We start from the raw sequence: 21959 nt of genomic DNA on the forward strand, positions 1-21959 counted from the left end.
TCACCCCCGGCTTTTTTCCCTCAGGGCCAGGGTGGCGCGGGCTTCTTCTCGGTCGTCGAAGTGAATCTTCTCGGTGCCCAGGATCTGGTAGTCCTCATGGCCTTTGCCGGCAATGACCACCGTATCCCCTGGCTGGGCTGCGAGGATGGCCAGGCGAATGGCCTGCCGCCGATCCACCTCCACCGCCCTGGGGGATCCAGGGATCCCGGCCAAAATATCCCGTAGGATCTGCTGGGGATCTTCGGTGCGGGGGTTGTCGGAGGTAACGATCACCTGATCGGCCCAGGTGGCGGCAATGCGGCCCATCTGCGGTCGTTTGCCCCGATCCCGATCCCCGCCACAGCCAAAGACGCAGATAAGTTGCCCTTGCACCTGGGATCGCAGGGCCTTGAGCAGGTTTTCCAGGCCGTCGGGGGTGTGGGCGTAGTCCACAACTACCGCGATATCCTGCCCCGGCAGGGTCACCCGCTCCATCCGCCCCGGTACGCCCGGAAAGTGGGGCAGGGCCGACTGGATGATCTCGACAGGGATCCCCAAGTGCAGGGCTACCCCCACCGCCGCCAGCAGGTTGGCCAGGTTGAAGGATCCCACCAGGGGGGCTGCCACGGCAAAGGCGCCAGAGGGGGTGTGGAGCGTCGCCTGTAAGCCGTTGGGGTGCAATTGAACGTTGCTGGGCCAGAGGCCGGGGATCCCCTGCAGGGGCTGCAGAGAATAGGCCCAGGGATCCAAAGAGGGTTGGATGGCCTGCAAGAGCCGCCGTCCCCCAGCATCGTCGGCGTTGATCACCGCCCGCCCTTGGAGATACTCGTGTCGGAAGAGGGTGGCTTTGGCCTGCCAGTAGTTCTCCATGCTGCCGTGGAAATCCAGGTGATCCTGGGTAAGGTTGGTCCAGACGGCAGCGGCAAAGGAACACCCCCACACTCGATCTTGAGCCAATGCGTGAGAGCTCACTTCCATCACGGCCACCTCTGCCCCGACTTGGTGGGCCTGCCGCAGGCTGCGCTGCAGCTCTAGGGGAAAAAGGGTGGTGTGGGAGGCCACTTCGCTATAGCCAGGCCAGCGGTTGTACAGAGTGCCCAGCAAAGCCGCGGAGCGACCGGCAGCCTGCACCAAATGTTCAATGAGATGGGTGGTGGTGGTTTTGCCATTGGTGCCCGTCACCCCCACCAAGGTCAGTTGGCGGGCGGGAAACCCATAGAAAGCTGCCGCCACCTGGGCCACGGCCCTGTTCAGGCTGGCGCGAGGCAAAACCAGGACGGGCTGACTTCCCCATCCAGCCTCTCCGCTGACGCTCTCCCACGCCTCTTGGGAAATGAGGGCCGCCACTGCCCCTGCCGCCAGGGCTTGGGCCACGAAGCTACCTCCATCCACGCGGGATCCCGGCATCCCCAAGAAGAGATCCCCCGGCTGTACCTGGCGAGAGTCGGCACAGAGGCCCCAGACCTGCACCCCCTCCAGGGATCCCTGGGCCAATTGAGGCTGGATCCCAGCTTGGTGGAGCAATTTGGACCCAGCTTGGTGGAGCAATTTGGACAAAGTGATCCCAGCAGTTTCCATCGTTGCCACTCCCCACAGCTTTGCCGGTTAGGGTAGCGGCCAGGGATTGCCGCCGTCAAATTAGGCCAGGGCTTCCTCCAGCTTTTGCTTGGCCCACAGAGAAGCGTAGAGGCCCTTCTCGTCCGCCAGCAATTCGGCATGGGATCCCTTCTGCACAAGGCGGCCCTGGTCCATCACCCAAATCTGATCGGCCTCCACCGCAGGCGTGAGGCGATGGGTGATGAAGATCACCGTTTTCTGGGCCGTGACCCGACGCAGATGGCGAAGAATGGCCTGAGCCGTCTGATTGTCCACGCTGGAGAGAGAGTCATCCAGGATCAAGATGGGAGCATCCACCAGCAAAGCCCGAGCCAAGGCCACCCGCTGTCGCTGGCCACCGGAGAGGGTAATGCCCCGCTCTCCCACCAGAGTGTCGTAGCCCTTGGGAAAGTTGAGGATCTCGGCGTGGATGTGGGCGGCTTTGGCAGCCCATTCCACCTCCCAATCTTCGGCATCTGGCTTGCCGTAGCGGATGTTGTCCCGAACCGTGGCGCTGAACAGGAAGCTCTCCTGGGGCACATAGGCGATGGCCCGGCGCAGGGATCCCAGTTGAATCTGGGTGATATCCTGCCCATCCAAAAACAGTTGCCCCGGCTGGATCTCCAGCAGCCGAGGAAGGGCATTGGCCAGAGTGGACTTGCCCGCCCCAATCGGCCCCACCACCGCCACCATCTGGCCCGGTTCTATGCAAAAGTGCAAATCCTCTAGAGCCGGAGCTGCCGCAGGGCCGGCGAAGGCAAACGCGAGACCTCTGGCCTCGATGCGGCCCTGCACCTTTTCCAGAGGCAACGGCAAAGCGCCTGGGGCGTCTCGGATGGTGGGTTCTACCCCCAACAGAGCATCGATCCGCTCCAAGCTGACCTGCCCCCGCTGGTAGGCCGTGATGGTGAAGCCCAGCAGGGCGGTGGGAAATACCAACCGTTCCACGTAGAGGGTGAGGGCCGAAAAATCCCCGATGGTCAGCGTCCCTGACGCAATCTGCGGCCCCCCCACCGCCAGCAGTAGCAACAAACTGAGGCTGACCAGCGCCACCAAAGAGGGGAAGAGCAAGTTGCGGGTGAGGGCTAAGCGTAAATTGGCCTGCAGCAGCCGCTGGTTCTGGCGGCGAAACCCCTGCTGCTCGTGCTGTTCTTGGCTGTACACCTTGATCAGGGCAATGCCGTTCAGATCTTCTTGGATGAGATCGCTCAGATCTGCCAACTCCTGCTGCACCTGGAGCTGCTCCTGCTGCAGGCGGGCACTGCTCAGCTTGACCAAGACCAACATCACCGGAAACACCGATAGGGCCAGTGCGCTGAGGCGGGGCTCAATGCCAAACATGGCGGGCAGAGTGGTGGCATAGGCGAAGATCGTGTTGGCCAAACTGAGTAGGGCAAAGCCCAACAGGCGGCGGATGTTTTCCACATCGCTGGTGATGCGGGTGAGAATGTCCCCAATGGTCTGCTGGGCAAAGTAGGAAGGCTGCAGGGTGAGCAAATGCTCGAAGATGGCTTGCTTGAGGTGAAACTCCACCTGCCGTCCCACCCCAAACATCCACACCCGCGAGGCAATGCGAATGCCCATCATCAGGCTGGAGACGACCAGCACCGTTAGGGCGTAAAGGGCAATGCGCCGGGCCGACAAAGTGGCCAGGTTCTGGCTCAGGTCATCGATGACCAGCTTGACGTACCAGGGCAGGAACACCCCCAGGCCATTGACCAAGAGCAGGGATCCAATGCCCAACCCCACCTGTCGTCGATAGGGGCGCAGATAATGGGCCAATTGTCGGAGATGGGATCCGGTCACTCACTTGCTCCCTGCATCCTCTTCCACTCTAGCGTTCAGCCGGATCCCCCCGGTAGGGATCAGACCAGAACCTGAGCCGGGGCTTGCTGGGCCAGTTGCGCCGTTTCCCGCCGTGCCCAGGCATCTGCCTGCAAAATGTCCTCCAGGCTGGGATCGGCAATGACTTGATGCCGCTCACAAACCCGCTCCAAGAGACGGGGAATATCCAAAAAACGGATGCGCTCCTGCAAGAACAGGGCCACCGCCGCTTCGTTGGCCGCATTCAACACTGCCGGCAGCGTTCCCCCCCTCCGTCCAGCGGCATAGGCCAACTCCATGCAGGGGTACTTGCGGTGATCCGGAGCCTTAAAGGTGAGGGATCCCAGCTTGACCAAATCGAGGGGATCCCAGGGGGTGGCCAGGCGTTCCGGCCAACTGAGGCCGTAGAGGATGGGCAGGTGCATGTCCGGCCAGCCCAACTGGGCCAGAACCGAGGTATCGGCCAGCTCGATCAGGGAGTGGACAATGCTCTGCGGGTGGATGAGGATGTCGATGTGGTCGTAGTCCAGGCCGAAGAGCCAGTGGGCCTCGATCACCTCCAGGCCCTTGTTCATTAGGGTAGCCGAGTCGATGGTGATTTTGCGCCCCATCACCCAATTGGGATGCTTGAGGGCATCGGCCAGAGTGACCTGATCCAATTTTTCGGCAGGCCAATCCCGAAAGGCGCCACCCGAGGCAGTCAACAGGATTCTTCGCAGGGATCCCGCGGGCACCCCCTGTAAACACTGGAAAATGGCCGAATGCTCAGAGTCGACGGGGATCAGGTTCACCCCGTACTGCCGCACCAAGGGCAGCACCACCGGCCCCCCTGCCACCAGGGTTTCTTTGTTGGCCAGGGCAATGTCTTTGCCGGCACGGATGGCCGCCAGGGTTGGCAACAAACCGGCGCAGCCGACGATCCCCGTCACCACCCGCTGGGCCGCCGGGTGAGCCGCCACCTGACACAGCCCCTCCGTTCCGGCCACCAACTCCGGCAGCGGTCGGATCCCCGTCAGCAGCGACCGCAGCTCCGGCAGCAGCTCCTCCCGGCCAATGGCAACCATCTGGGGCCGAAACCGCCGCACCTGCTCGGCCAAGAGGGCAACGTTGCTGTAGCTGGTCAGGCCAACAACCTGAAAACGCTCTGGATACTGGGCCACCAAGTCCAGAGTTTGGGTGCCAATCGAGCCGGTGGAGCCGAGCAAGGTGATGGCTTGCATAAAGGATCCCTTTACCCCTGAAAGAGCGTGACGTCCTCCCAACGCAGACTTCCCCTCGCGCAACTTGCCCAAGGACTCCGTCCCGCTATTGCGAACGGCCCCACCTCGCGTTCGGGGATCCCTGCCTCACGCCCCTTCATCTTATTCTTATCTGGTTCTGATCTGGAATCTGTGTGCTCCCTCCGATCCCCGACAGCGGGATCCTATGCGGCTGTGGGGTCCGCGATGCCCCCCTTCCCCAGATTTTGGTTTCAAACCTTTCCCGACTGAGAACGCAGCCACTGGCTGAGCAGCGCCTCGATCAGCTCCGAAAGATCTTGATCCGATTCCAACAGGATGCGCTTCACGGCTCGGTGAGTCTCTTTGGGGATGTAGGCCGTCAATTTGACGTACTCAGAGCTGTTGGGCTTGGCGCCTGCTTCCGGTTGCTCGAGGGTCGGCTTGGGTTCTGGAATCTTGTAGGCTTGGGCGCTCAGCTTTTTCGGGGCGGGTCGGGCCGGGATCCCCTCTGGCTGCCGGTCGAGAAGGCGCTCAAACTTGCTCATGACGAGATTTCCTCCCCCACAGCAACGTAGTCTGACCAAGCTTGTTTGGCTCTCGGCTCTGGGATCTCGTGAACACAGACCCCCTCCAGAGCAGCCCGTTGAAAAGCCACCGTGCGGCGAATGGAATGGTGGCAGAGAGGAATCCCGACTTGCTTGAGAAAGTTGCGGGCCTCCGCTCCATCTCGGTTGGGCCAGGGGGGAACCAGCGTCAGCAAGACCTTGTAGTGCTTTGCCCCCAACCGGTCTAGGGCCTTGGCGGTCAGCATCAAGGCATCTAGAGCCAAGGCATCCGGGGAACAGGGCAAAAGCAGCAGATCACACCGCTGCGCCAGAGCGTGTAACTGTTCCGGGGTGGGACGGGCAGGGGTGTCAATCACCGTGTGCTGAAAGCCTGTGGGCGTGGGAGTGGTGGGATCCCCGGCCAATACCTTGATAGGAAAGGATGATCCCCGTTCTGCCCAGCGAGAGGCCGAGCGATTGGGATCGGCGTCGATCAACAGGGCCATCCCCGACCCACCCGCAGGAGCTGCCCCTTGTTTTTGCTGAAGGTAGAGGGCCAAATGCACCGCTGTGGTGGTTTTGCCCACGCCCCCTTTGAACCCCAAGACCGCGATATTCATCTGCCACACACCCTCCCACCCTGGTTTTACTGCCCAGGTGCACGGGCGGCAAGAGGCAAAAGTGGGCATTGGGGTCTTGGGGCAACTCGGGAGAGCCGGCCGCGGGGAGAAGTTCTCCCGGTTGCGCAATCTTTAGGCTTCGCCGGTAGGATATCCTTGGCTGGCATAACCGGCTGGCTTTGGAGAATCTGACCATGCCTCATCTCTCGCGATCCCATTCCCCCCTTGGCTTGGCTCGCTCCTGGTCTGTTCTGCTGGGGTTGAGTCTGGCCTTGAGTGTGAGCGCCTGTGGCGGTGGCGGTTCCAGTCGCCTGCTTCCCCCAGTCTCGGCCCCTCCCACAGGACGAATTGAGGGATCCCATTTCGACGATCTCAACGGCAATGGGCTGCGGGATCCGGGGGAGCCGGGGCTGCCGGGCATTACCACGTTTTTGGACTTAAACGGCAATGGCCGCCTCGACCCGGGGGAGCCCAGCACCGTCAGCGACGGCGGCGGCAACTTCCGCTTCTCCAACTTGCCCCCTGGCATCTACCGCGTCACCGCCCTTTTGCCCCCAGGGCGAATCTTCACCACGCCGCGCTCAGGCTTGGGGCTGGAGCGGATTGTGGGCGGCAGTCCTGCTCCCGAAGGAGCCTTTCCCTGGATGGTGGCCTTGCTGAGGGCGGCTGAGCCAGATCCTTTTCAAGCGCAGTTTTGCGGCGGATCCCTGATCGCGCCGGAGTGGGTAGTTACCGCTGCCCATTGTTTTTTCGACGGACAAGGCAACCAGGTAGTGAGTGCCCAAAATCTGGATCTGCTGTTGGGTACCAACCGCTTGCAAATCGGTGCCGGCCAACGCATTCGCGCCGCGCAAATTGTCCTCAACCCCGGCTACAACCCCCAGGTGGGGAAACTTGGGGGGAACGACATTGCCCTGGTGCGCCTTTCTCGGCCAGTGGCTCTGGCCACCCTGCCACTGGTGCAGCCCAACCAAACCAACCTGACGGCCCCTGGCACTGCCGCCACCATCCTCGGCTGGGGAGCTACCTTCCCCCGTGCTCTGGACAACGAGGAACCCAGCGGCTTTCCCCGAGATTTGCAGCAGGCCACCGTTCCCATCGTCTCCAATGCGGTGTGCAATGCGCCCCAATCCTACAATGGCACCATTTTAGATACCATGCTCTGCGCCGGCTTTCCTCAGGGGGGAGTCGATACGTGTCAGGGCGATAGTGGTGGGCCTTTGATTGTGTCCAGTGGCACGGGTTTTGCCCTGGCCGGAATCACCAGTTTTGGCATCGGCTGCGCCCAGCCCAATTTCTATGGGGTGTATACGCGGGTGTCTAGCTTCGCCGGTTTTGTGCAATCGGTAATCGGCAGTGCCCCCAGCCCAACTCCAGCACCCTCTCCCCCGCCCCCCACTGGGACAACGGCCTCATTTGTTGTGAATTTGAGGGAAGGTGAGGTGGTTTCGGGGCTCAACTTTGGCAGCCGGGCGCAGTGAACACGAACTGTGGCAGCAAGCAGTGGTGTGGCGATTGTTTAGCTAGGCCGCCGTTCGCGCTAGCGGGACGGAGTCCTTGAAGCCCCGCCCTCTGCCCGTAGGACGAGGGTCGGAATGAAAGGCGGACATCCCCTGTTCTATAATCAACCTGGCTGTGCAAAACGGCATTGCCGGAATCTGGTACAGCTACGCGGTGGGGCATCCCGTGTCTGCTCGTGGAGGGTTCTTGCACTAGCTCCCCATTCGCGTCAGCGGTGCGTAGCACTTTGAAGCGAGAAGCCCGCTCCGTACCGCCAGCAGTCGGAGTCGGGAGTATGTCACGATAGGGATCCCTGTTGTAACCAAACCCATTTGATTGACGGAGGAGATGTCTTTCCTATGACCCAAGTGACGATTGGCGAAAACGAAGGGATCGAATCGGCGCTGCGCCGCTTCAAGCGCCAGGTTTCTAAGGCGGGCATTTTGCGGGATTTGCGCAACCATCGGCACTTTGAAACCAACCTAGAAAAGCGCAAGCGCAAAGCGGTGGCCGTCCGGCGCAACCGCCGCAAGTCCATGGCCTAGGCTACTGCCGACACTCGGAAATCTGAACCCCTCTGAACAGGGCTTGTGGCCTTGCCTGAGGTTCTGACGTTAGTTTCTCGGAATCTGGGTTGGGCCAGCCTGCAGGGATCCGCTCAACACGTTAATTTCCAGCATCAGTTCTTCGCCAACATAGCTCTCGGGCAAAGGAGCAAAGGGGGCTGAGCGCTGGATGGCACTGAGCACGGCTGCATCCAACAGGGGATCTTCTGAGGGGGTTTGCAGGCGCAGTTCCCGCAAGGATCCCTGTCGATCCAGACGCACCTGCACCACTGTTACGTAGGATCCGGATGCCCGCCGTACCATCCAGTGTTGGCGAACCCTTTCTTGGAATTGAGCCAAGTAGTCTCCCCAATCCGGATCGGCGACGGCATTGAGGCTGGGTGGGCCTGCCCGCGAGGACTCTATCCCACTGGTGCGACCAAGGCTGGAGCTGTGGGATCCGGTAGGAAAAGTCGGGGGCAAGGTGGGAGAAGGCTCTTCCAACGGGGCTGCGATCGGCTCTGGAGAGGGCAAAGTTGGATGCGGATCCGCTGGAGCCGACAGGTAGGGTTGTGGCAAAACCTCAGGAGAACTTGCTGCTCTTTCGGGTTGAGGCTTGAGGGATTGAGCAGGAGAGATCTGAGCCGATTTGGTCTCCACTGCTGCTGCCGAGGAGGTAGCCAGTAGGCTTTGCAGATGCTGACGATAGTCCTGCAGTTGCTGGCGCTGTGGAGAGGACAGAGGCCAGTGATCCAGCCATTCTTCCGTCAGATGTAGCGCCTCCGCCCAATTGTGATCGGCAACTGCCTGCTCCAGAGCTGCTAAACCCGCTGACAGATTTTCTAACCTGGCCTCTGGCTGCTGCTGAGGAGAGGCAGAGTTCCGGGCGGGCTGGGGCACCTCAAGCTCCCTTGTCGGCGGAGAAAGGATCTCAGGGACAGGACTCCCTGCGGCTGAGGCGAGCAGAGGCTGTGCCGCCGCAGAAGTGGCCTCTTCACTTGGGCTGGGCACTTGCGACTGCCGCACCGATACGTGATCCCGAGGTTCAGAGACACCGGACTCACGGGCGGAGACGGGCGCAATCCACTGCGGCTCTGGGGGCGGCTCGTCTGCCACCTCCACCCACTGAAAGGGGAGGATCTCCTCCTCTTCCCGGATCCTAGGCTGCCAACCCACCCAGCTCATCGCGATGAAATGCAACCCTGCCGAGAGCACGTTGGCCAGCCCCAGACGCCAAGGTAAGGAGCGGCGTTCCTGCTCTCGTTTTTGTTGAGAACGGCTGAGGCGAGGATCTGGATCCGTCAGTTGGTTTGGCCGGCTCTCAGCAGCCGGTTCTGGTTTGGGGGAGGTGGACTCTGCAGTAGGTTGGGCCGGGATCCCTGCGCTACAAGGATCTCGAGCGGGGTTCAATTCGTTTTGCACCTTTCCACCTTTCCTCACAGCCACATGCCAACAGAAGCCCACCGACGCTTCTCTGCTTCCTTCGATCAATAGCCCATCCCCGGGCAGGGGGGTAGCCATCGATGCACAAACGCGCCCAGGGCAAAGCTGTGTTGGCTTATACGGACTTCTGCCATTTCAACGCCTATCTTTTTCACGGGGGGCGGTGCTTTGAGCCACCTAGGCTCACGAAAAGCCAGCTCATGATTCTCCGAACTAGAGCTTGTGGAGCGGGTTTATGCTTGTTACCCAGCAACCTGTCCTGAGGCGGTTTTGGTACCCCGTGATCCCGATGTCGGCCCTGGAAACCGGCCCACAAGCTTTCACGCTGCTGAAGACTCCTCTGGTGCTTTGGCTCAATGAGTCAGGGCAGCCTTGCGCCGTCTTGGATCGTTGCTGCCATCGCTCGGCCCAACTTTCCAAAGGGGTTGTTTGCAATGGTCACATCCGCTGCCCCTATCACGGCTGGGAATTTGACGGCTCTGGCACCTGTGTGAAGGTACCCCAACTTACAGACAACTTCATCCCTCGCACCTACAAGGTGGAGGGGTTTCGCTGCCAAGAGCGCTATGGCTATGTTTGGGTGGCATTGGCGGATCCCTTGACCGATATTCCCGAGATCTCAGAGGTGGCGGATCCCCGGTTTCGCCAAATTCATCAGTTCTATGAGGTCTGGAAATGTGCTGGCCTGCGCCTGATGGAAAACTCCTTTGACAATGCCCATCCCCACTTCGTCCATCAGCAGAGCTTTGGGGTGATCTCCGAGCCTGTACCCCCCGATCTGGACAGCCTTGAAGGGCTGGAGTACGGCCTTCGGGCCACCTCTGTTTTGCCGGTGTTCAACAGTGACTTGCAGAAGCAAAACTTGCGGATGTCAGAGGATCGCACAGTGCGTATCCTGGAGGGCACCTGGTTTATGCCTTTTGGTCGCAAGCTCAAAATCACCTACCCCAACGGCCTCATCCACATCATTTTCACAGCGGCTACCCCCATCGACGACCAAACCTCGCAGGTGGTGCAATTCTGTTTGCGCAACGATTCAGAAGCAGAGGTGAGTGGTAAACTACCCGACTCCGACCGCTAAAGCGGTACGGAGCGGGCTTTCAGTAGCCCTGAGCCTGCTCTGCTCTACCAGAGAACAAAACAGGCCCGAACCTCTAGGCTGGTTTACGACAGCCCCCAAGAGCGCAATCACATTCGCACCATTCAAATCCGCATCCCCTTCCCATCCACAGTGCCCACACTTGAACGACTTGCCACTGCGGTAGGACTTGCCCTGCTCAGGGTGGATGTGTAAGCACCGGTGACAGGTCTGCGACGTGTAAGCAGGCGGCACAGGAATCAGAGAAACCCCTGCAACCCTCGCCTTGTATTCCAGAAACTGGCGTAGTTGGTAGAACGCCCAACTGTTGGCCCTGCGCCGCTCGGCTTTGCTGCGCGGCTGTTGATTGACTCTTTTCCGGATCCCTGTCAGGTCTTCCAGGGCGATAGCGCTGTTGGTAGCTTTTGCCCTAGAGACAATAGCTTTGGAGATGCGATGATTGACCCACGCCTGAAAACGTCTCTCCTTGCCAGACAGCCGTTGCAGCAGTTCTCTGCATCTGCGCCGCGAACTGCGTGTGCCCTTACTGGCTTTGCGTTGGAGTGCCGCCCTCAACCGGGAGTAGTGGTCGCGGACTCTGTTCAACTGCTGTCCATTCCAGTTGTCCCCCTCTGACGTATGGGCAATATCCGTCCTCCCCAAGTCCACCCCCAGCACTCTGCCCGTGCGTTGCGGCGGGGATGGCTCCGCTTCCACACAGATTTGAATGGAGTAGGAGCCGTCTTTACGCTTGACCAGGGTGGCAGATTTGGGGTTGGAACCAGCCAGCCGTTCTCTCTGGTAGCGGCCAATCGCCAGCTCAAAGCGCTCCCGACCCTCCACCGTGGTCAGCGACACCGTCCAGTCTTTCTCGCGGAACGAAAAGATACGTGCATCGTAGGTAGCGAAGCCCCCTTTGAACGTTTTGACGGGGCGGTTTTTCTGTTGGGCAACTTTACGGGCGCCGGCCAGCCGTCTGCAGACCTGCTGGTCGCGTAAGCGGGACGTAGTCCTTGCCAAGTTACTGGATAAGCCGAACCGGGCATGGATTTCGCGGTAGCACAGAGACTGGAGCTTAACGGCGTTGGCGACTTTCTCCGGCGTGTTCTGGTTGACCCAATTCAAGGCTTGGCCAAAAGCCTCCAAAGTCGCGTCCAATTTGGCGGCTTGCGACTGGGACGCCTTGAGCTTGCAGGATACGGTCAGGACTTGGGTCATGGTTCTATCATAACTTCCGCATTCCTCCCGACACTGACCCTACGGGTACAGTGCGGGGCTCCTGCGATTTCTAGCTGAGAGTATCATCGCCTTCGATCGGCAGGTGACCCTTGAGGATCAACGGGTTCTGGAAAGCACCGACTATGACGTTCCCCTCGATATCAAGGCGGAGCAGCACATGTTTACCGATAAACCCAGCATCGTCATGCGTCGCAAGCTGGCTGCCCTCTTGAAAGCTCACGGAGAGGTGGAAGCGCGGCGGAGCAGGGATCCCGAACCCACGCCAATGGTCGGGCAGACCCAAAAGAGGGGCCGGAGCAGCCCCCCTTGGGTTTGAGAGTCTTGATTAGATTCCTCGTCAGAGCAGGGAGAGGCGCTCTCCTCGTAACTGGAACTACTTGATCTTGACGGTAGCGCCGGCTTCTTCCAGCTTCTTCTTGATGTCGTTGGCTTCCTCTTTGGCAACCCCTTCTTTGACGGGTTTGGGAGCCGCCTCGACCAGATCTTTGGCATCCTTCAGACCCAAGCCGGTCAACTCGCGCACCACCTTGAGGATGGCGATCTTCTTGTCGGCTGGCACAGCCTCGAGGATGACATCAAAGGCAGTTTGCTCTTCCACCGGCTCAGGGGCTGCCGCCGGAGCTGCCGCCGCCGCTGCCACAGGAGCTGCCATGACCATGCCGCCGGCTGGGGCTGCTGCACTGACGCCAAAGGTTTCCTCGATGGCTTTCACCAGCTCGGAAGCTTCCAGCAAGCTCAAGGCTTTCAACTCTTCCAAAATCTTTGCAACGCGCTCTGAAGGCATGATGGTTTCTCCTTAAGGGGTAATGGAATGGATGACATAGGTTTGGGCTGATGAACCGAAGCCCTTTAGGCAGCCTCCTTGTCGGCAATGGCCCGGATGGCCCGCCCCAGAGAGGCTGGGATCTCGTGGATACCGCGCGCCACTTGCGTGGGCACAGCATTGAGCCCGACCGCCAGGCCGGTGGCCACCGACTTGAGGCTGCCCGCCACTTGGGCCATGAGCACTTCCTTGGGCGGTAGCTCGGCGATGGCCTTGGCCTGCTCCAAGGTCAGGGATAGCCCTTCAATGCCAGCACCGCGGAACTCGGTTTTCTTGGTTTGCTTGGCAAAATCTTGATACGCCTTCAGGGCGGCTGAAATATCGCCCCGAATCAAGATAAAGGCCGTCGGCCCCGCCAAAAAGGGAATGATCCCTGCCCAAGCTTTTTGGTCGGCGATGGCTCGCCGCATCAGGGTATTCTTAACAACCATGCAAACCGAATCCGACTTGCGCAGCTCTGCCCGCAGTTGGTCCATCTCCGCAACGGTCAGCCCCTTGTAGTCGATCACCAGCACCATTTGGCTGGCCTGCAGCAGGGATCGGACTTTATCGACGATCTCCGCTTTCTTCGCTAAAGGTTGCTTGCCCATGCGCTCACCTCCTTTGTTGTCAATGGTCACCCAGGGTTAACGGGTGGTGAATCTGGGTTCTGCCAAACAGAATGCGTCCCAGCCGTGGCCGAGACGCATGGAGATAAGCGCACCATCAAAAGCGATCCAAGAAGGGATCCCTTTGAACTTCGCTCAAACCTCGGCAGGACATTAAGCCCGCGGGCACCTGCTGTCTTCGGCTTGCTATTCGACTGGGGAAAGATGTTCTGCCGGGATCCTCCTCCAAATTACACTCACTCAAACCCTTTTCAACCCATCGCAGCGCCGAAGCCAGGCTTAGGTCGCCAACTTCAGCTCCCGCAGGGCATTGATATCAACCTCAATCGAGGGGCCCATTGTAGCAGAAACATGTAGGGTTCGCCAATACTTGCCCTTGGCTCCAGAGGGACGGTTGCGATCGATGGACTCCTGCACTGCCTTTAGGTTCTCCAGCAGAGCTTCGACGGGGAACTTGCACTTGCCGAAGATCAAATGCACAATGCCGGTGCGATCCGCCCGGTACTCCAGCTTGCCGGCCTTGAACTCCTTAATCGCTTGGGCCAGATCCATGGTTACCGTTCCCCCCTTGGGAGAGGGCATGAGGCCGCGCGGCCCCAACAGCCGCCCCAGCTTGGCCACTTGGGGCATCACATCGGGGGTGGCGATCAGAAGGTCAAAATCTATAACTCCCTTGCCGATTTCCTCGATCAGGTCTTCATAGCCAACCCGATCCGCCCCTGCATTTTGGGCCTCCGTCACTTTCTCGCCACGGGCAATCACCGCCACCCGGATCTCTTGGCCGGTGCCCCTGGGCAAGACTACAGTGGTGCGCAGTTGTTGGTCGGCGTACTTGGGGTCGATCCCCAGGCGGATGTGAACCTCTGCCGCCTCTTCAAATTTGGCGGTGGCCGTCTCTTTCATCAGGGCCAAAGCCGCTTCGGGAGCATAGGCAATGGGCTTCACCTTCTCCCGCAAAGCCTGCATACGTTTGGAAAGCTTTCGAGCCATCGTTTCTCCTCGGGGTACTGGCGAGAACTTCTCTCCCCCACAGTGGTTTGCTAGAACAACTTTTTCAAGCTTTTTCAAGACCGTGAACACCTCAGACCGGGCAAGGGATCCCTCCATCAATCCACCACCGTCACCCCCATGCTGCGAGCAGTTCCGGCAATAATTTTCATGGCCGCCTCCACATCGTGGGCATTCAAATCCGGCAGCTTCTGCTCGGCGATCTGGCGCAGTTGAGCTCGGGTCAGGGATCCCACCTTGGTTTTGTGGGGCTCGCTGGAGCCAGACTCAATGCCCAGAGCCTTCTTGATCAACACCGAAGCTGGCGGCGTCTTGAGGACGAAGGTAAAGCTGCGATCCTCGAAGATGGAGATTTCAACAGGCACCACCATCCCGGCCTGATCCGCCGTCTTGGCGTTGTACTCCTTACAAAAGGCCATGATGTTGACCCCGTGTTGACCCAAGGCTGGGCCAATGGGGGGAGCGGGGGTGGCCTTGCCCGCCTGAATGGCCAACTTGACCACGGCCACCAACTTCTTAGCCATGAAACGCAGTTACACCTCTTTTCGCACTTGACCAAACTCTAATTCTACCGGGGTATCGCGCCCGAAAATCGAGATCAACGCCTTGAGCTTGCCCCGTTCTGGGCTGACCTCCACCACCTCGCCGTAGAAACCCTGGAAGGGGCCGGATAGCACCTCGATGCGATCGCCAGGGGCCATGTCGATTTTGAGGGGCACTTCCTCCACCTCGACGCTGCTGAAGATGCGCTGCACCTCACTTTGGCTGAGGGGACGCGGCGTAACATGCCCCCGACCACGACCGTAGGCCCGTTTTTCTTCCGTGCCAACAAAGTTGATCACATTGGGGGTTGTTTTCACCACCATCCAAGTGTCGTCGTTCATGTCCATGCGCACCAGGACATAGCCGGGAAAAATCTTCTCCTCTTGCTCCTGGCGCTTGCCGGTTCGATCCAGCTTGAAGCCCGTCCGCTTCGGGATCACCACCTCGACAATTTGATCCGCCACATCCAAAGCAGCCGCCCGTTGCATCAGGGTGCTCTTCACTTTGTTCTCGCAGCCTGAGGCCACCTGCACGGCGTACCAGCGCAGGTTACGACGCTCTTGACCTTCCCCCTCGTCTGGTTCCGGGATCGCGTCTGCAGGCTCAAAGTGCTCCACACGGCCCCCACGACGTTTTCGCTGCTGCTCTGGCCTCATCACCTCACATCCTCCCTGTAGCCATCCTTGAACATGACTCTCTTGCCCCTCAGGACAGAACATCACAAGAACAGCTGAGTGGCTACCCAAGCAAACACTTGATCGACCAGGTAGATGAAGGAAGCAAAAGCCAACACAATCAGTAAGACCCCTACCGACTCGCCGATCAATTGCCGGCGGCTCGGCCAAACAATCTTGCTTAATTCTGTGCGGGTCTCTTGAATAAAACCCAGGATCCCTTTGGGTGCGGTGGAACTGTCTTTGGAGTGACCCCGGCTGGCGGGATCCAAACGCTGCTCCGTATCGGTTTTGCTGGAGGGGGTGCTCTTAACCACGGCGGTGTTCTCCTAATGGATCCCGAAAACGGTGTACCGCATTTCAGCAGGCACGGGATCGGCTTTGCGATCCTAACAGATTTACCGGGAATGGGATCCAACCTTAGGGAGTGGGGGTGGGCTCAGGTGCCAAGGAACCGGGAGAAAGCGGGAGGGAGCGGCGGCGGGATTGGTTAAATTGCTCCACAGCAGCATCAACGCTGGCCTTGCCGTCCCAGCGGGAAGCAGCATTCTGGCGGGAGAGGAAGTCGGCAGCCCGGAAGAGATCGTTGACGTTGATGCTGGTGCCATCCAACAGAGGGGGATTGCTGTCGCGGCGAATGGCATCGTTGACACTTCCGCTTTGGGCCAGGGCCACCCCAGAACCGCTCAGAACCGAGCTCAAGGCCATTCCCACCAGAAGCAGCACTGGGGGCGAGGGGATCCCACGCCAGCAGACGGGCGATGGATTCAGGAGACGGTTGAGAAGCTTGCCGAGCATGATTTATTTCTCCGCTTCGTTTACACGAGGGTGCTGCTCCGCCAGCCCCTCTACCAACAACTGCTGCTCTTCGGCGGTCAAGGGGCGCTTGGCCAACAGGTCTGGCCGCCTTTGCCAGGTTCGAACCAGCTGCTGCTGCAGACGCCAACGGGCAATGGCTTGATGGTCGCCTGAGAGGAGTACCGGCGGCACCTTGTACCCCTGAAACTCTGGCGGGCGGGTGTACTGAGGATAGTCCAGCAGCCCCGCCTCGAAGCTTTCCCTCTTTAACGAGTCTACCTTGCCTACGGTGCCCGGCAAGAGCCGCACCACGCCGTTGATCAGGGCCAGCGCCGGAATTTCCCCCCCGGTCAGGACAAAATCCCCCAGCGACACCTCGCGGGTGGCCAGGTATTGTCGGATGCGTTCGTCAAAGCCTTCGTACTGGCCACACAGCAGGATCAGCTGCGCCTTCTGGGCCAGCTCCTGCAGCAGCGCCTGGTTTAGCGGTTGCCCCTGGGGCGTCAGCAGAATGATCTCGCAGGGATCCAACCGGGGCAGGGAGGCGACAGCAGCGAAGAAAGGCTCTGGCTTGAGCACCATGCCCACCCCACCCCCGTAGGGCTCATCATCGACACGGCGGTGCTTATCGGTGGCGAAGTCGCGTGGATTGGTGCAGTGGACTTCGGCGATCCCCTGCTGTAGGGCTTTGCCCACCAGCCCAATGCGCAGCGGCGTTTCAAAAAATTCGGGGAAAAGGGTAAGGATATCGAACCGCACAGGACTCAGGACGAGGTGCGCAACCGCTCCAAATCCAGGCGCAAGGACTCAATCTGATGGATCAGCTCCATCAACTCAGCCATCTCTTCTCTGGAGATAGCCGGCTTGTTGGGGGAGGAAGCTGGTGTCGGGGGAGCATTCTCGACAGGCGCTTCAGAGTCAGGACTTGCCGAGGGGGCGTTGGCGGCTGGATCCCTGAGACTCTCAACGTAACGAACTGCCTCCTGCTCGATCAACTCTCCCTTTTGCTCCAGCTCCGCCGCCAGTTGTCCCAAGTCCATCGAAAGGCGGTTGAGGTTTTCGGTGCGCTTTTCCGGGTCTTGCAGGATCTCCACCAGAGCGGTGGCCGTGCCGTAAAAAATGTGGCGAGCCCGCGTGAACCAATCTGAAGAGTGAGAACTCATGGCAGCAGAAAGAGGTGGGTTGTGGATTATTCTAGGCGATCCACCCACCGGGATTGACCCAAGCATTGCAGACTGAATACCCAGCGCCGAAGGACAGACTGGGATCCAATTCTCCAAAATCCTAGGGACACTCTCAGTCTTAAGGCAGGGCTCAATCGACAGCGCGGATCTCGCCACTGTTTAGGCGCTCCACAATCGATTCCAGCAGTTCGTGCTCTTCTGGGGAAATTTCTTGATCGGCCATGACGGCACTGAGAATCTGCTGTTGCTCGGCGCGAGTCAAGACTTTGTCCGCCAAAGCCCGGTTGATTAGAGCTCTCAGCTCAGAGGGTTGAGAGGGTTCCACCGTTTTTCTCCTAGCGCTGGAGGGCAAGGGGTTCCATAATGGGGTTCTGGATCCAAGAAGCAATGGACAGCGGCCCACCACCCAGTATAACGGTACGGCTGTGGAAACCCAGGTATCCTCAAAAGACCAGAGATCCCAACCTGTGGGGGTGATCGGCGGCGGGCAGTTGGCGCAGATGTTGGCCTTGGCAGCTCGCCAGATGGGGATCCCGCTGGTGGTGCAGGCTGCTGCTCCCACCGATCCGGCGGTGGCAGTGGCCGATGGGGTGGTTTGGGGATCCACAGCCGACAGCCAGGCCACGGCCCAGTTGTTGAAGCGCTGCCCGGTGGTTACTTTTGAAAACGAGTTTATCCCTCTGCCGGAGCTGAAAAAACTGGATCCGGAGGGATCCCGCTTTCGTCCTAGTCTCAGCACGCTAGAGCCGCTGCTGGACAAGTTGCACCAACGGCAGTTCCTGGCGCGGTTGGGGTTGCCGGTGCCGGCTTTCTTCCCGCTGGAGGCGGTGTTGGATTCGGCAGACCTGGCTGGACTGAGCTTTCCGGTGGTGCTCAAGCGACGGCGGCAGGGCTACGATGGGCAGGGCACCCGCATCTTGCACGAGCGAGCGGCTTTGCAGCAGGCCCTTAGCCAATCTGAGGGGATCCCGCTATTGCTGGAGGAATGGATCCCGTTCGAGCGGGAGCTGGCGGTGATGGTGGCGCGGGGGCTGAGGGGAGAGATCCGGGTTTACCCGGTGGTGGAAACTGTGCAGATCGAGCAAGTCTGCCGCCATGTCCTGGTGCCTGCCCGCATCCCCCCAACCACCGAGGCCGAGATCCGGCGCTTGGCAGCCGATCTGATGGAAAAATTGGGTGCAGTTGGCGTGTTTGGCATCGAGCTGTTCTGGGTGCCGCCGCCCCACCCCAAGGCCGGGATCTGGATCAACGAAATCTCGCCGCGGGTCCACAATTCCGGCCACTACACCCTGGAAGCCTGCCGCACCTCACAATTCGAGCAACACCTGCGGGCCATCCTCGGCCTGCCCTTGGGGGATCCCTCCCTCAAGTGTGGGGGGGCAGTGATGGTGAACCTCTTGGGCTATGAGCATGCCACCGGCGATTACGCAGAAAAGCGGCAGTGCCTGGCCCAGCTCCCCAATGCCACGGTGCATTGGTACCACAAAACCCCTGCCCGCCCAGGGCGAAAACTGGGCCATGTAACCGTCTGTCTGCCGACCGCTTCTTCCCTACAGCAAGCAGAGACCATTGTTCGCACCCTCGAATTCCTCTGGTACCCCCAGCCATGAGCCAAGTGTCGGATCCCTCATTTTCTCCAGCCACACAAGCCCTGATCCAGGCCATGCAACGGCGGGATGTGCCCGCGGTAGCTCAGCAGGTGAACGGCTTGTCCCCTCAAGAGCGCCCTGCTGTGTTGACCCCTGCCCTCCAATACCTGGCCGAGGTGGATCCCGCCAGCGCCCAGTGGTTTGTTCGCCACCTCATGGCCCCTGCGGTCAAAGCGCAACTGCGAGAAGGGATCCTCAAAGCTGCCCAAGACTACCTACAGGAAGCCGGCTTCACCGAAGGGATCGACTACGAACTCAAGCCTGTTCGCGAAAGCGGTGCGGAGCACCATCCCCAATCGGGGGGCAACATCTTGAGCATCAGCCGCAGAGCCTTGCCCTACGCGGCTCCCGATGACGATCCCTTGGGGCAGTTGTTGTTGGCGGAATTCTGCGAATTGCGAGACTAGGCCACCATGAGCGGTACGAGTTATCGGCTGCAGCTGTTGGACATCACTGCCCTGCCCCAACTGCTGGAGCTGGATCGGCGATGCTATGGGGGATACTGGGGAGAACAGGGATATCGAGCGGAGCTGGAACGACCCACAAGCACGGTGATTGGGGTAGTGGCGGAACCCGCTGCCGTTGGCGCTTCGTGTGGCTCGGGCCGAGCCGAGTTTCCCCTTCCCTCTCCAAACCCCACTTCGCCGACGCAGACGACAAAAGAGCTGGTGGGCTTCGGCATTCTCTGGCGCATTGAAGAAGAAGCGCATATCATCTCCTTGGCGGTGGATCCCGAGCACCGGCAACAGGGTTTGGGCCGGCGGATTCTGGAAGAACTGCTGAACCAAGCGAGAGCAGCAGGCTGCCGCTGGGCCACTCTGGAGGTAAAGGCTTCCAATCAAGCGGCAATCCGCCTGTACGAATCGGCAGGGTTTCAACGGCTGGGACGTCGCAAGGGGTATTACAACGGAGAAGATGCGCTGGTGTATTGGAAGAAACCGATTTAGAAGGCTATCAATTGTAAATTGAAGAACTGCAAACGTATTTCGGGATACACCTTAGGTCAGACAGTGAGCAAGCCAATAGGCTAAGCATATCAAGGCTACAGGGGATCCAACCCATTGACCGAGTGTCGATTGCCCGTTTGATTCTTTATATAGGTCATCAAAATGCTCTCATTCTGTGGATGCAAACTGCCCGCTACAGTTCCTCCCAGCAACACTGACTCTAGCCAATGCAGCCGCATCCATCGCACAACAGAGATCCTGACTTAATCTACAAAGCTCCTGCTCGGTGGGGAAAAGCTATAATCTGCGGTATCAACAACTTGAATTCGATCCTTGCCGTTCGATGGCCCATCGGAGCTTTGACTGATGGCTGGAGCCCTTGGGTTAATAGAATGTGAAGTTTTATTTCGAGATCCGACATTTCTGCCTCAATATATATTTCTCATATCATATTCCCCCTTTGGCCAACTTGCCTGAAAAAACACTTCAGGTTAACCTACACTTGTTATCTGTCCATCCTGAGCATTTTCAAGCTGTGAGGATCATTATGGACACCTCTGGAAACACCATTGGAGATGAGGCCATCTCTTTTGTCGTCAGTCTTTGGTCTAGGCTTATCGATTTTATGCCCAATCTCCTTGCGGCGATTGCCATCTTAATTCTGGGTTGGATAGTGGCCATGGCAGTAGCCTTCGGCGTTAGAGGACTGCTCAAAAGGACGCAACTGGACAATCGCTTGGCTGCTTGGGTTTTGGGCCAAAAGCCCGGCGAGAAGCTGCCCCAAACGGAGCGCTGGGTGGCCGCTGCCGTCTACTGGGTGATTCTTGCTTTTGTGTTGGTGGCGGTACTGAATGCCCTGCAGCTTCAAGCTGTCTCCGATCCGCTCAACAGGTTTTTGGGGGAAATCTTCGTTTATCTGCCACGGGTGGGTGGGGCGCTGGTGCTGCTGGCTGTGGGCTGGGCGGTGGCTACAGTTGCCCGGCTGGCAGTCATCCAGGGGCTGCGGCGTTTCAACCTCGATGAGCAGTTGGCCCGGCCTCTACAGCAGGAAAGCACTGCCGGTGAGGCAGGTGCAGAAGGAACCCCGACCGGCCAAGAGGGAGGTACAGAGGTCACCCCTTTCCTGCTGAATGAAACTTTGGGCAATGCCCTTTACTGGCTGATTCTGCTGTTCTTTTTGCCGATCATCCTGGATACCCTGAACCTGCAGGGGCCGCTGCAGCCGGTGCAAAACCTGCTGGATCAGTTGCTGTCGATGGTGCCGCGGATTTTGGGAGCGCTGATCATCGGTGCAGTGGGCTGGTTTTTGGCCCGCATCGTGCGTGGGATCGTCTCCAATTTGTTGGTGGCAGCAGGGGCAAATCGGTTGGGGGCACGCTTTGGCGTTCCCCAGTTGGCCCAGATCGTCGGGACGGTGGTGTATGTCTTGGTGTTGATCCCGGCGGTGATTGCGGCGCTGAATGCCTTGGAAATTCGGGCCATCTCCGATCCGGCGGTGGCGATGCTGGAGCAGGTGTTGCGGGCCATTCCCTTGATCGCGGGATCCGCTTTGATCCTGGCCGTCTTTTACTTGCTGGGGCAATTTTTGGCCAGCTTGGTAACCCAGTTGCTGCAGGCGGTGGGTTTTGACCGTCTGGTCGCGGGGCTGGGCTTGCCCCTGGCCGCTGCTCCTGAGCCTGAAGGGGATCCCGCTGCCAAACGTCGCACTCCCTCCGAGATCGCCGGCTTGGTGGTCTGGGTAGGCGTGGTCTTGTTTGGGGCGGTGCCGGCAGTGGAGTTGCTGCAGTTTGCCGCCCTAACCGACATTGTGCAGGGGCTGTTGCTGATTTCCGGTCGGGTGCTCATCGGCGCCCTGGTGTTTGGGATCGGTCTTTATTTGGCCAATTTGGCCCACTCTATGATCAAGAGCTTGGGTAGCCCTTCCTCAGGGGTACTGGCCCAGGCGGCGCGGGTGGCTATCTTGGTTTTTGTTGGCGCCATGGCCCTGCAGCAGATGGGCGTGGCCACCGACATTGTGGTGTTGGCTTTTGGTCTGGTTCTGGGGGCGATTGCCGTGGCGGTGGCGTTGGCTTTTGGGTTGGGAGGTCGCGATGTAGCTGCCGAGCAGATCCGGCAATGGCTCAAGAGAGAGTGAGA

At 59.5% G+C, this 21959-nt stretch carries 24 protein-coding genes, 1 pseudogene and 1 other annotated feature; of the genes and pseudogenes, 8 read left to right on the forward strand and 17 right to left on the reverse strand.

The genetic code is table 11. The annotated features are described in order from the left end of the window. From ACVWXW_RS08725 to ACVWXW_RS08745, 5 genes are all read right to left on the reverse strand, one after another. Positions 1-1557, reverse strand: a complete 1557-nt coding sequence (locus ACVWXW_RS08725; RefSeq protein ID WP_457403564.1) for a UDP-N-acetylmuramoyl-L-alanyl-D-glutamate--2,6-diaminopimelate ligase — start codon at positions 1555-1557, stop codon at positions 1-3. Between the two features lie 60 nt (positions 1558-1617). Further along, positions 1618-3381, reverse strand: a complete 1764-nt coding sequence (locus ACVWXW_RS08730; protein WP_457403566.1) for an ABC transporter ATP-binding protein — start codon at positions 3379-3381, stop codon at positions 1618-1620. A 59-nt stretch (positions 3382-3440) separates the two neighbouring features. Beyond that, entirely contained in the window at positions 3441-4619 is a 1179-nt protein-coding gene (locus ACVWXW_RS08735; RefSeq protein WP_414329119.1) for a 1-deoxy-D-xylulose-5-phosphate reductoisomerase, read from the reverse strand. Positions 4620-4870: 251 nt separating this feature from the next. Further along, positions 4871-5164 (reverse strand): hypothetical protein, encoded by a 294-nt coding sequence (locus ACVWXW_RS08740; RefSeq protein WP_011432860.1) that lies wholly within the window; start codon positions 5162-5164, stop codon positions 4871-4873. Then, entirely contained in the window at positions 5161-5784 is a 624-nt protein-coding gene (locus ACVWXW_RS08745) for a ParA family protein (RefSeq protein WP_041436401.1), read from the reverse strand. Before ACVWXW_RS08745 ends, ACVWXW_RS08740 begins: the two co-directional genes overlap by 4 nt. Positions 5785-5978: 194 nt before the next feature. On the opposite strand from ACVWXW_RS08745, the gene ACVWXW_RS08750 reads away from it, so the two are divergent. Continuing rightward, positions 5979-7265 carry a trypsin-like serine protease gene (locus ACVWXW_RS08750; protein ID WP_457403568.1) on the forward strand — a complete coding sequence of 429 codons (1287 nt, stop codon included), beginning with the start codon at positions 5979-5981 and terminating at the stop codon, positions 7263-7265. A 378-nt stretch (positions 7266-7643) separates the two neighbouring features. Next, on the forward strand, positions 7644-7829 hold the full coding sequence (gene rpsU / locus ACVWXW_RS08755) for a 30S ribosomal protein S21 (protein WP_011432857.1): 186 nt from the start codon (positions 7644-7646) through the stop codon (positions 7827-7829). 69 nt (positions 7830-7898) lie between these two features. Here rpsU and ACVWXW_RS08760 read toward each other — a convergent pair whose 3' ends face one another. After that, positions 7899-9251, reverse strand: a complete 1353-nt coding sequence (locus tag ACVWXW_RS08760; RefSeq protein WP_457403569.1) for a TonB family protein — start codon at positions 9249-9251, stop codon at positions 7899-7901. Between the two features lie 256 nt (positions 9252-9507). Here ACVWXW_RS08760 and ACVWXW_RS08765 point away from each other — a divergent pair, with 256 nt between their 5' ends. Further along, a complete protein-coding gene (locus ACVWXW_RS08765; RefSeq protein WP_457403570.1) occupies positions 9508-10353 on the forward strand; it encodes a Rieske 2Fe-2S domain-containing protein in 846 nt (281 codons plus the stop codon). Here the strand turns inward: ACVWXW_RS08765 and ACVWXW_RS08770 are convergent. Next, positions 10333-11568, reverse strand: a complete 1236-nt coding sequence (locus ACVWXW_RS08770) for an RNA-guided endonuclease InsQ/TnpB family protein (protein WP_457403571.1) — start codon at positions 11566-11568, stop codon at positions 10333-10335. The genes ACVWXW_RS08765 and ACVWXW_RS08770 overlap by 21 nt on opposite strands. Before the next feature lie 73 nt (positions 11569-11641). Between ACVWXW_RS08770 and ACVWXW_RS08775 the strand changes: the two are divergent. After that, positions 11642-11905 (forward strand): annotated as a pseudogene (locus tag ACVWXW_RS08775) (hypothetical protein); the annotation flags it as partial. Between the two features lie 57 nt (positions 11906-11962). On the opposite strand, the gene rplL reads toward ACVWXW_RS08775, so the two are convergent. The 10 genes from rplL to ACVWXW_RS08825 form a co-directional block, all read right to left on the reverse strand. Then, positions 11963-12373, reverse strand: a complete 411-nt coding sequence (gene rplL / locus ACVWXW_RS08780; protein ID WP_011432852.1) for a 50S ribosomal protein L7/L12 — start codon at positions 12371-12373, stop codon at positions 11963-11965. 65 nt (positions 12374-12438) lie between these two features. Continuing rightward, positions 12439-13002: a 50S ribosomal protein L10 gene (gene rplJ, locus ACVWXW_RS08785; RefSeq protein WP_011432851.1), complete on the reverse strand. Its 564-nt coding sequence runs from the start codon at positions 13000-13002 to the stop codon at positions 12439-12441. A gap of 58 nt (positions 13003-13060) precedes the next feature. After that, positions 13061-13220, reverse strand: a sequence feature (ribosomal protein L10 leader region). A gap of 79 nt (positions 13221-13299) precedes the next feature. Beyond that, a complete protein-coding gene (gene rplA, locus ACVWXW_RS08790) occupies positions 13300-14010 on the reverse strand; it encodes a 50S ribosomal protein L1 (RefSeq protein WP_414421788.1) in 711 nt (236 codons plus the stop codon). A gap of 116 nt (positions 14011-14126) precedes the next feature. Continuing rightward, a complete protein-coding gene (gene rplK, locus ACVWXW_RS08795; RefSeq protein ID WP_011432849.1) occupies positions 14127-14552 on the reverse strand; it encodes a 50S ribosomal protein L11 in 426 nt (141 codons plus the stop codon). A 9-nt stretch (positions 14553-14561) separates the two neighbouring features. Next, on the reverse strand, positions 14562-15227 hold the full coding sequence (gene nusG / locus ACVWXW_RS08800; protein WP_414342805.1) for a transcription termination/antitermination protein NusG: 666 nt from the start codon (positions 15225-15227) through the stop codon (positions 14562-14564). A gap of 62 nt (positions 15228-15289) precedes the next feature. Further along, positions 15290-15562 carry a preprotein translocase subunit SecE gene (gene secE / locus ACVWXW_RS08805; protein ID WP_414329112.1) on the reverse strand — a complete coding sequence of 91 codons (273 nt, stop codon included), beginning with the start codon at positions 15560-15562 and terminating at the stop codon, positions 15290-15292. Between the two features lie 103 nt (positions 15563-15665). After that, complete coding sequence (locus ACVWXW_RS08810; protein WP_414351005.1) at positions 15666-16043, reverse strand: hypothetical protein; 378 nt, start codon at positions 16041-16043, stop codon at positions 15666-15668. Positions 16044-16046: 3 nt separating this feature from the next. Then, positions 16047-16802: a tRNA (guanosine(37)-N1)-methyltransferase TrmD gene (gene trmD, locus ACVWXW_RS08815; protein WP_414342776.1), complete on the reverse strand. Its 756-nt coding sequence runs from the start codon at positions 16800-16802 to the stop codon at positions 16047-16049. Positions 16803-16807: 5 nt separating this feature from the next. Beyond that, positions 16808-17206, reverse strand: a complete 399-nt coding sequence (locus ACVWXW_RS08820; RefSeq protein ID WP_414329472.1) for a hypothetical protein — start codon at positions 17204-17206, stop codon at positions 16808-16810. 151 nt (positions 17207-17357) lie between these two features. Continuing rightward, entirely contained in the window at positions 17358-17552 is a 195-nt protein-coding gene (locus ACVWXW_RS08825; protein WP_414329471.1) for a hypothetical protein, read from the reverse strand. 142 nt (positions 17553-17694) lie between these two features. On the opposite strand from ACVWXW_RS08825, the gene ACVWXW_RS08830 reads away from it, so the two are divergent. From ACVWXW_RS08830 to ACVWXW_RS08845, 4 genes are all read left to right on the forward strand, one after another. Then, positions 17695-18837, forward strand: coding sequence for a 5-(carboxyamino)imidazole ribonucleotide synthase (locus tag ACVWXW_RS08830; RefSeq protein ID WP_457403573.1), 1143 nt, complete (start codon positions 17695-17697; stop codon positions 18835-18837). Then, positions 18834-19283 (forward strand): hypothetical protein, encoded by a 450-nt coding sequence (locus ACVWXW_RS08835; RefSeq protein WP_414351012.1) that lies wholly within the window; start codon positions 18834-18836, stop codon positions 19281-19283. Before ACVWXW_RS08830 ends, ACVWXW_RS08835 begins: the two co-directional genes overlap by 4 nt. A gap of 6 nt (positions 19284-19289) precedes the next feature. After that, positions 19290-19823, forward strand: a complete 534-nt coding sequence (gene rimI, locus ACVWXW_RS08840) for a ribosomal protein S18-alanine N-acetyltransferase (RefSeq protein WP_414351014.1) — start codon at positions 19290-19292, stop codon at positions 19821-19823. A 547-nt stretch (positions 19824-20370) separates the two neighbouring features. After that, complete coding sequence (locus ACVWXW_RS08845; RefSeq protein WP_457403574.1) at positions 20371-21957, forward strand: mechanosensitive ion channel; 1587 nt, start codon at positions 20371-20373, stop codon at positions 21955-21957. Positions 21958-21959 lie beyond the last annotated feature (2 nt).

This window comes from Thermostichus sp. MS-CIW-30 (genome assembly GCF_054058015.1).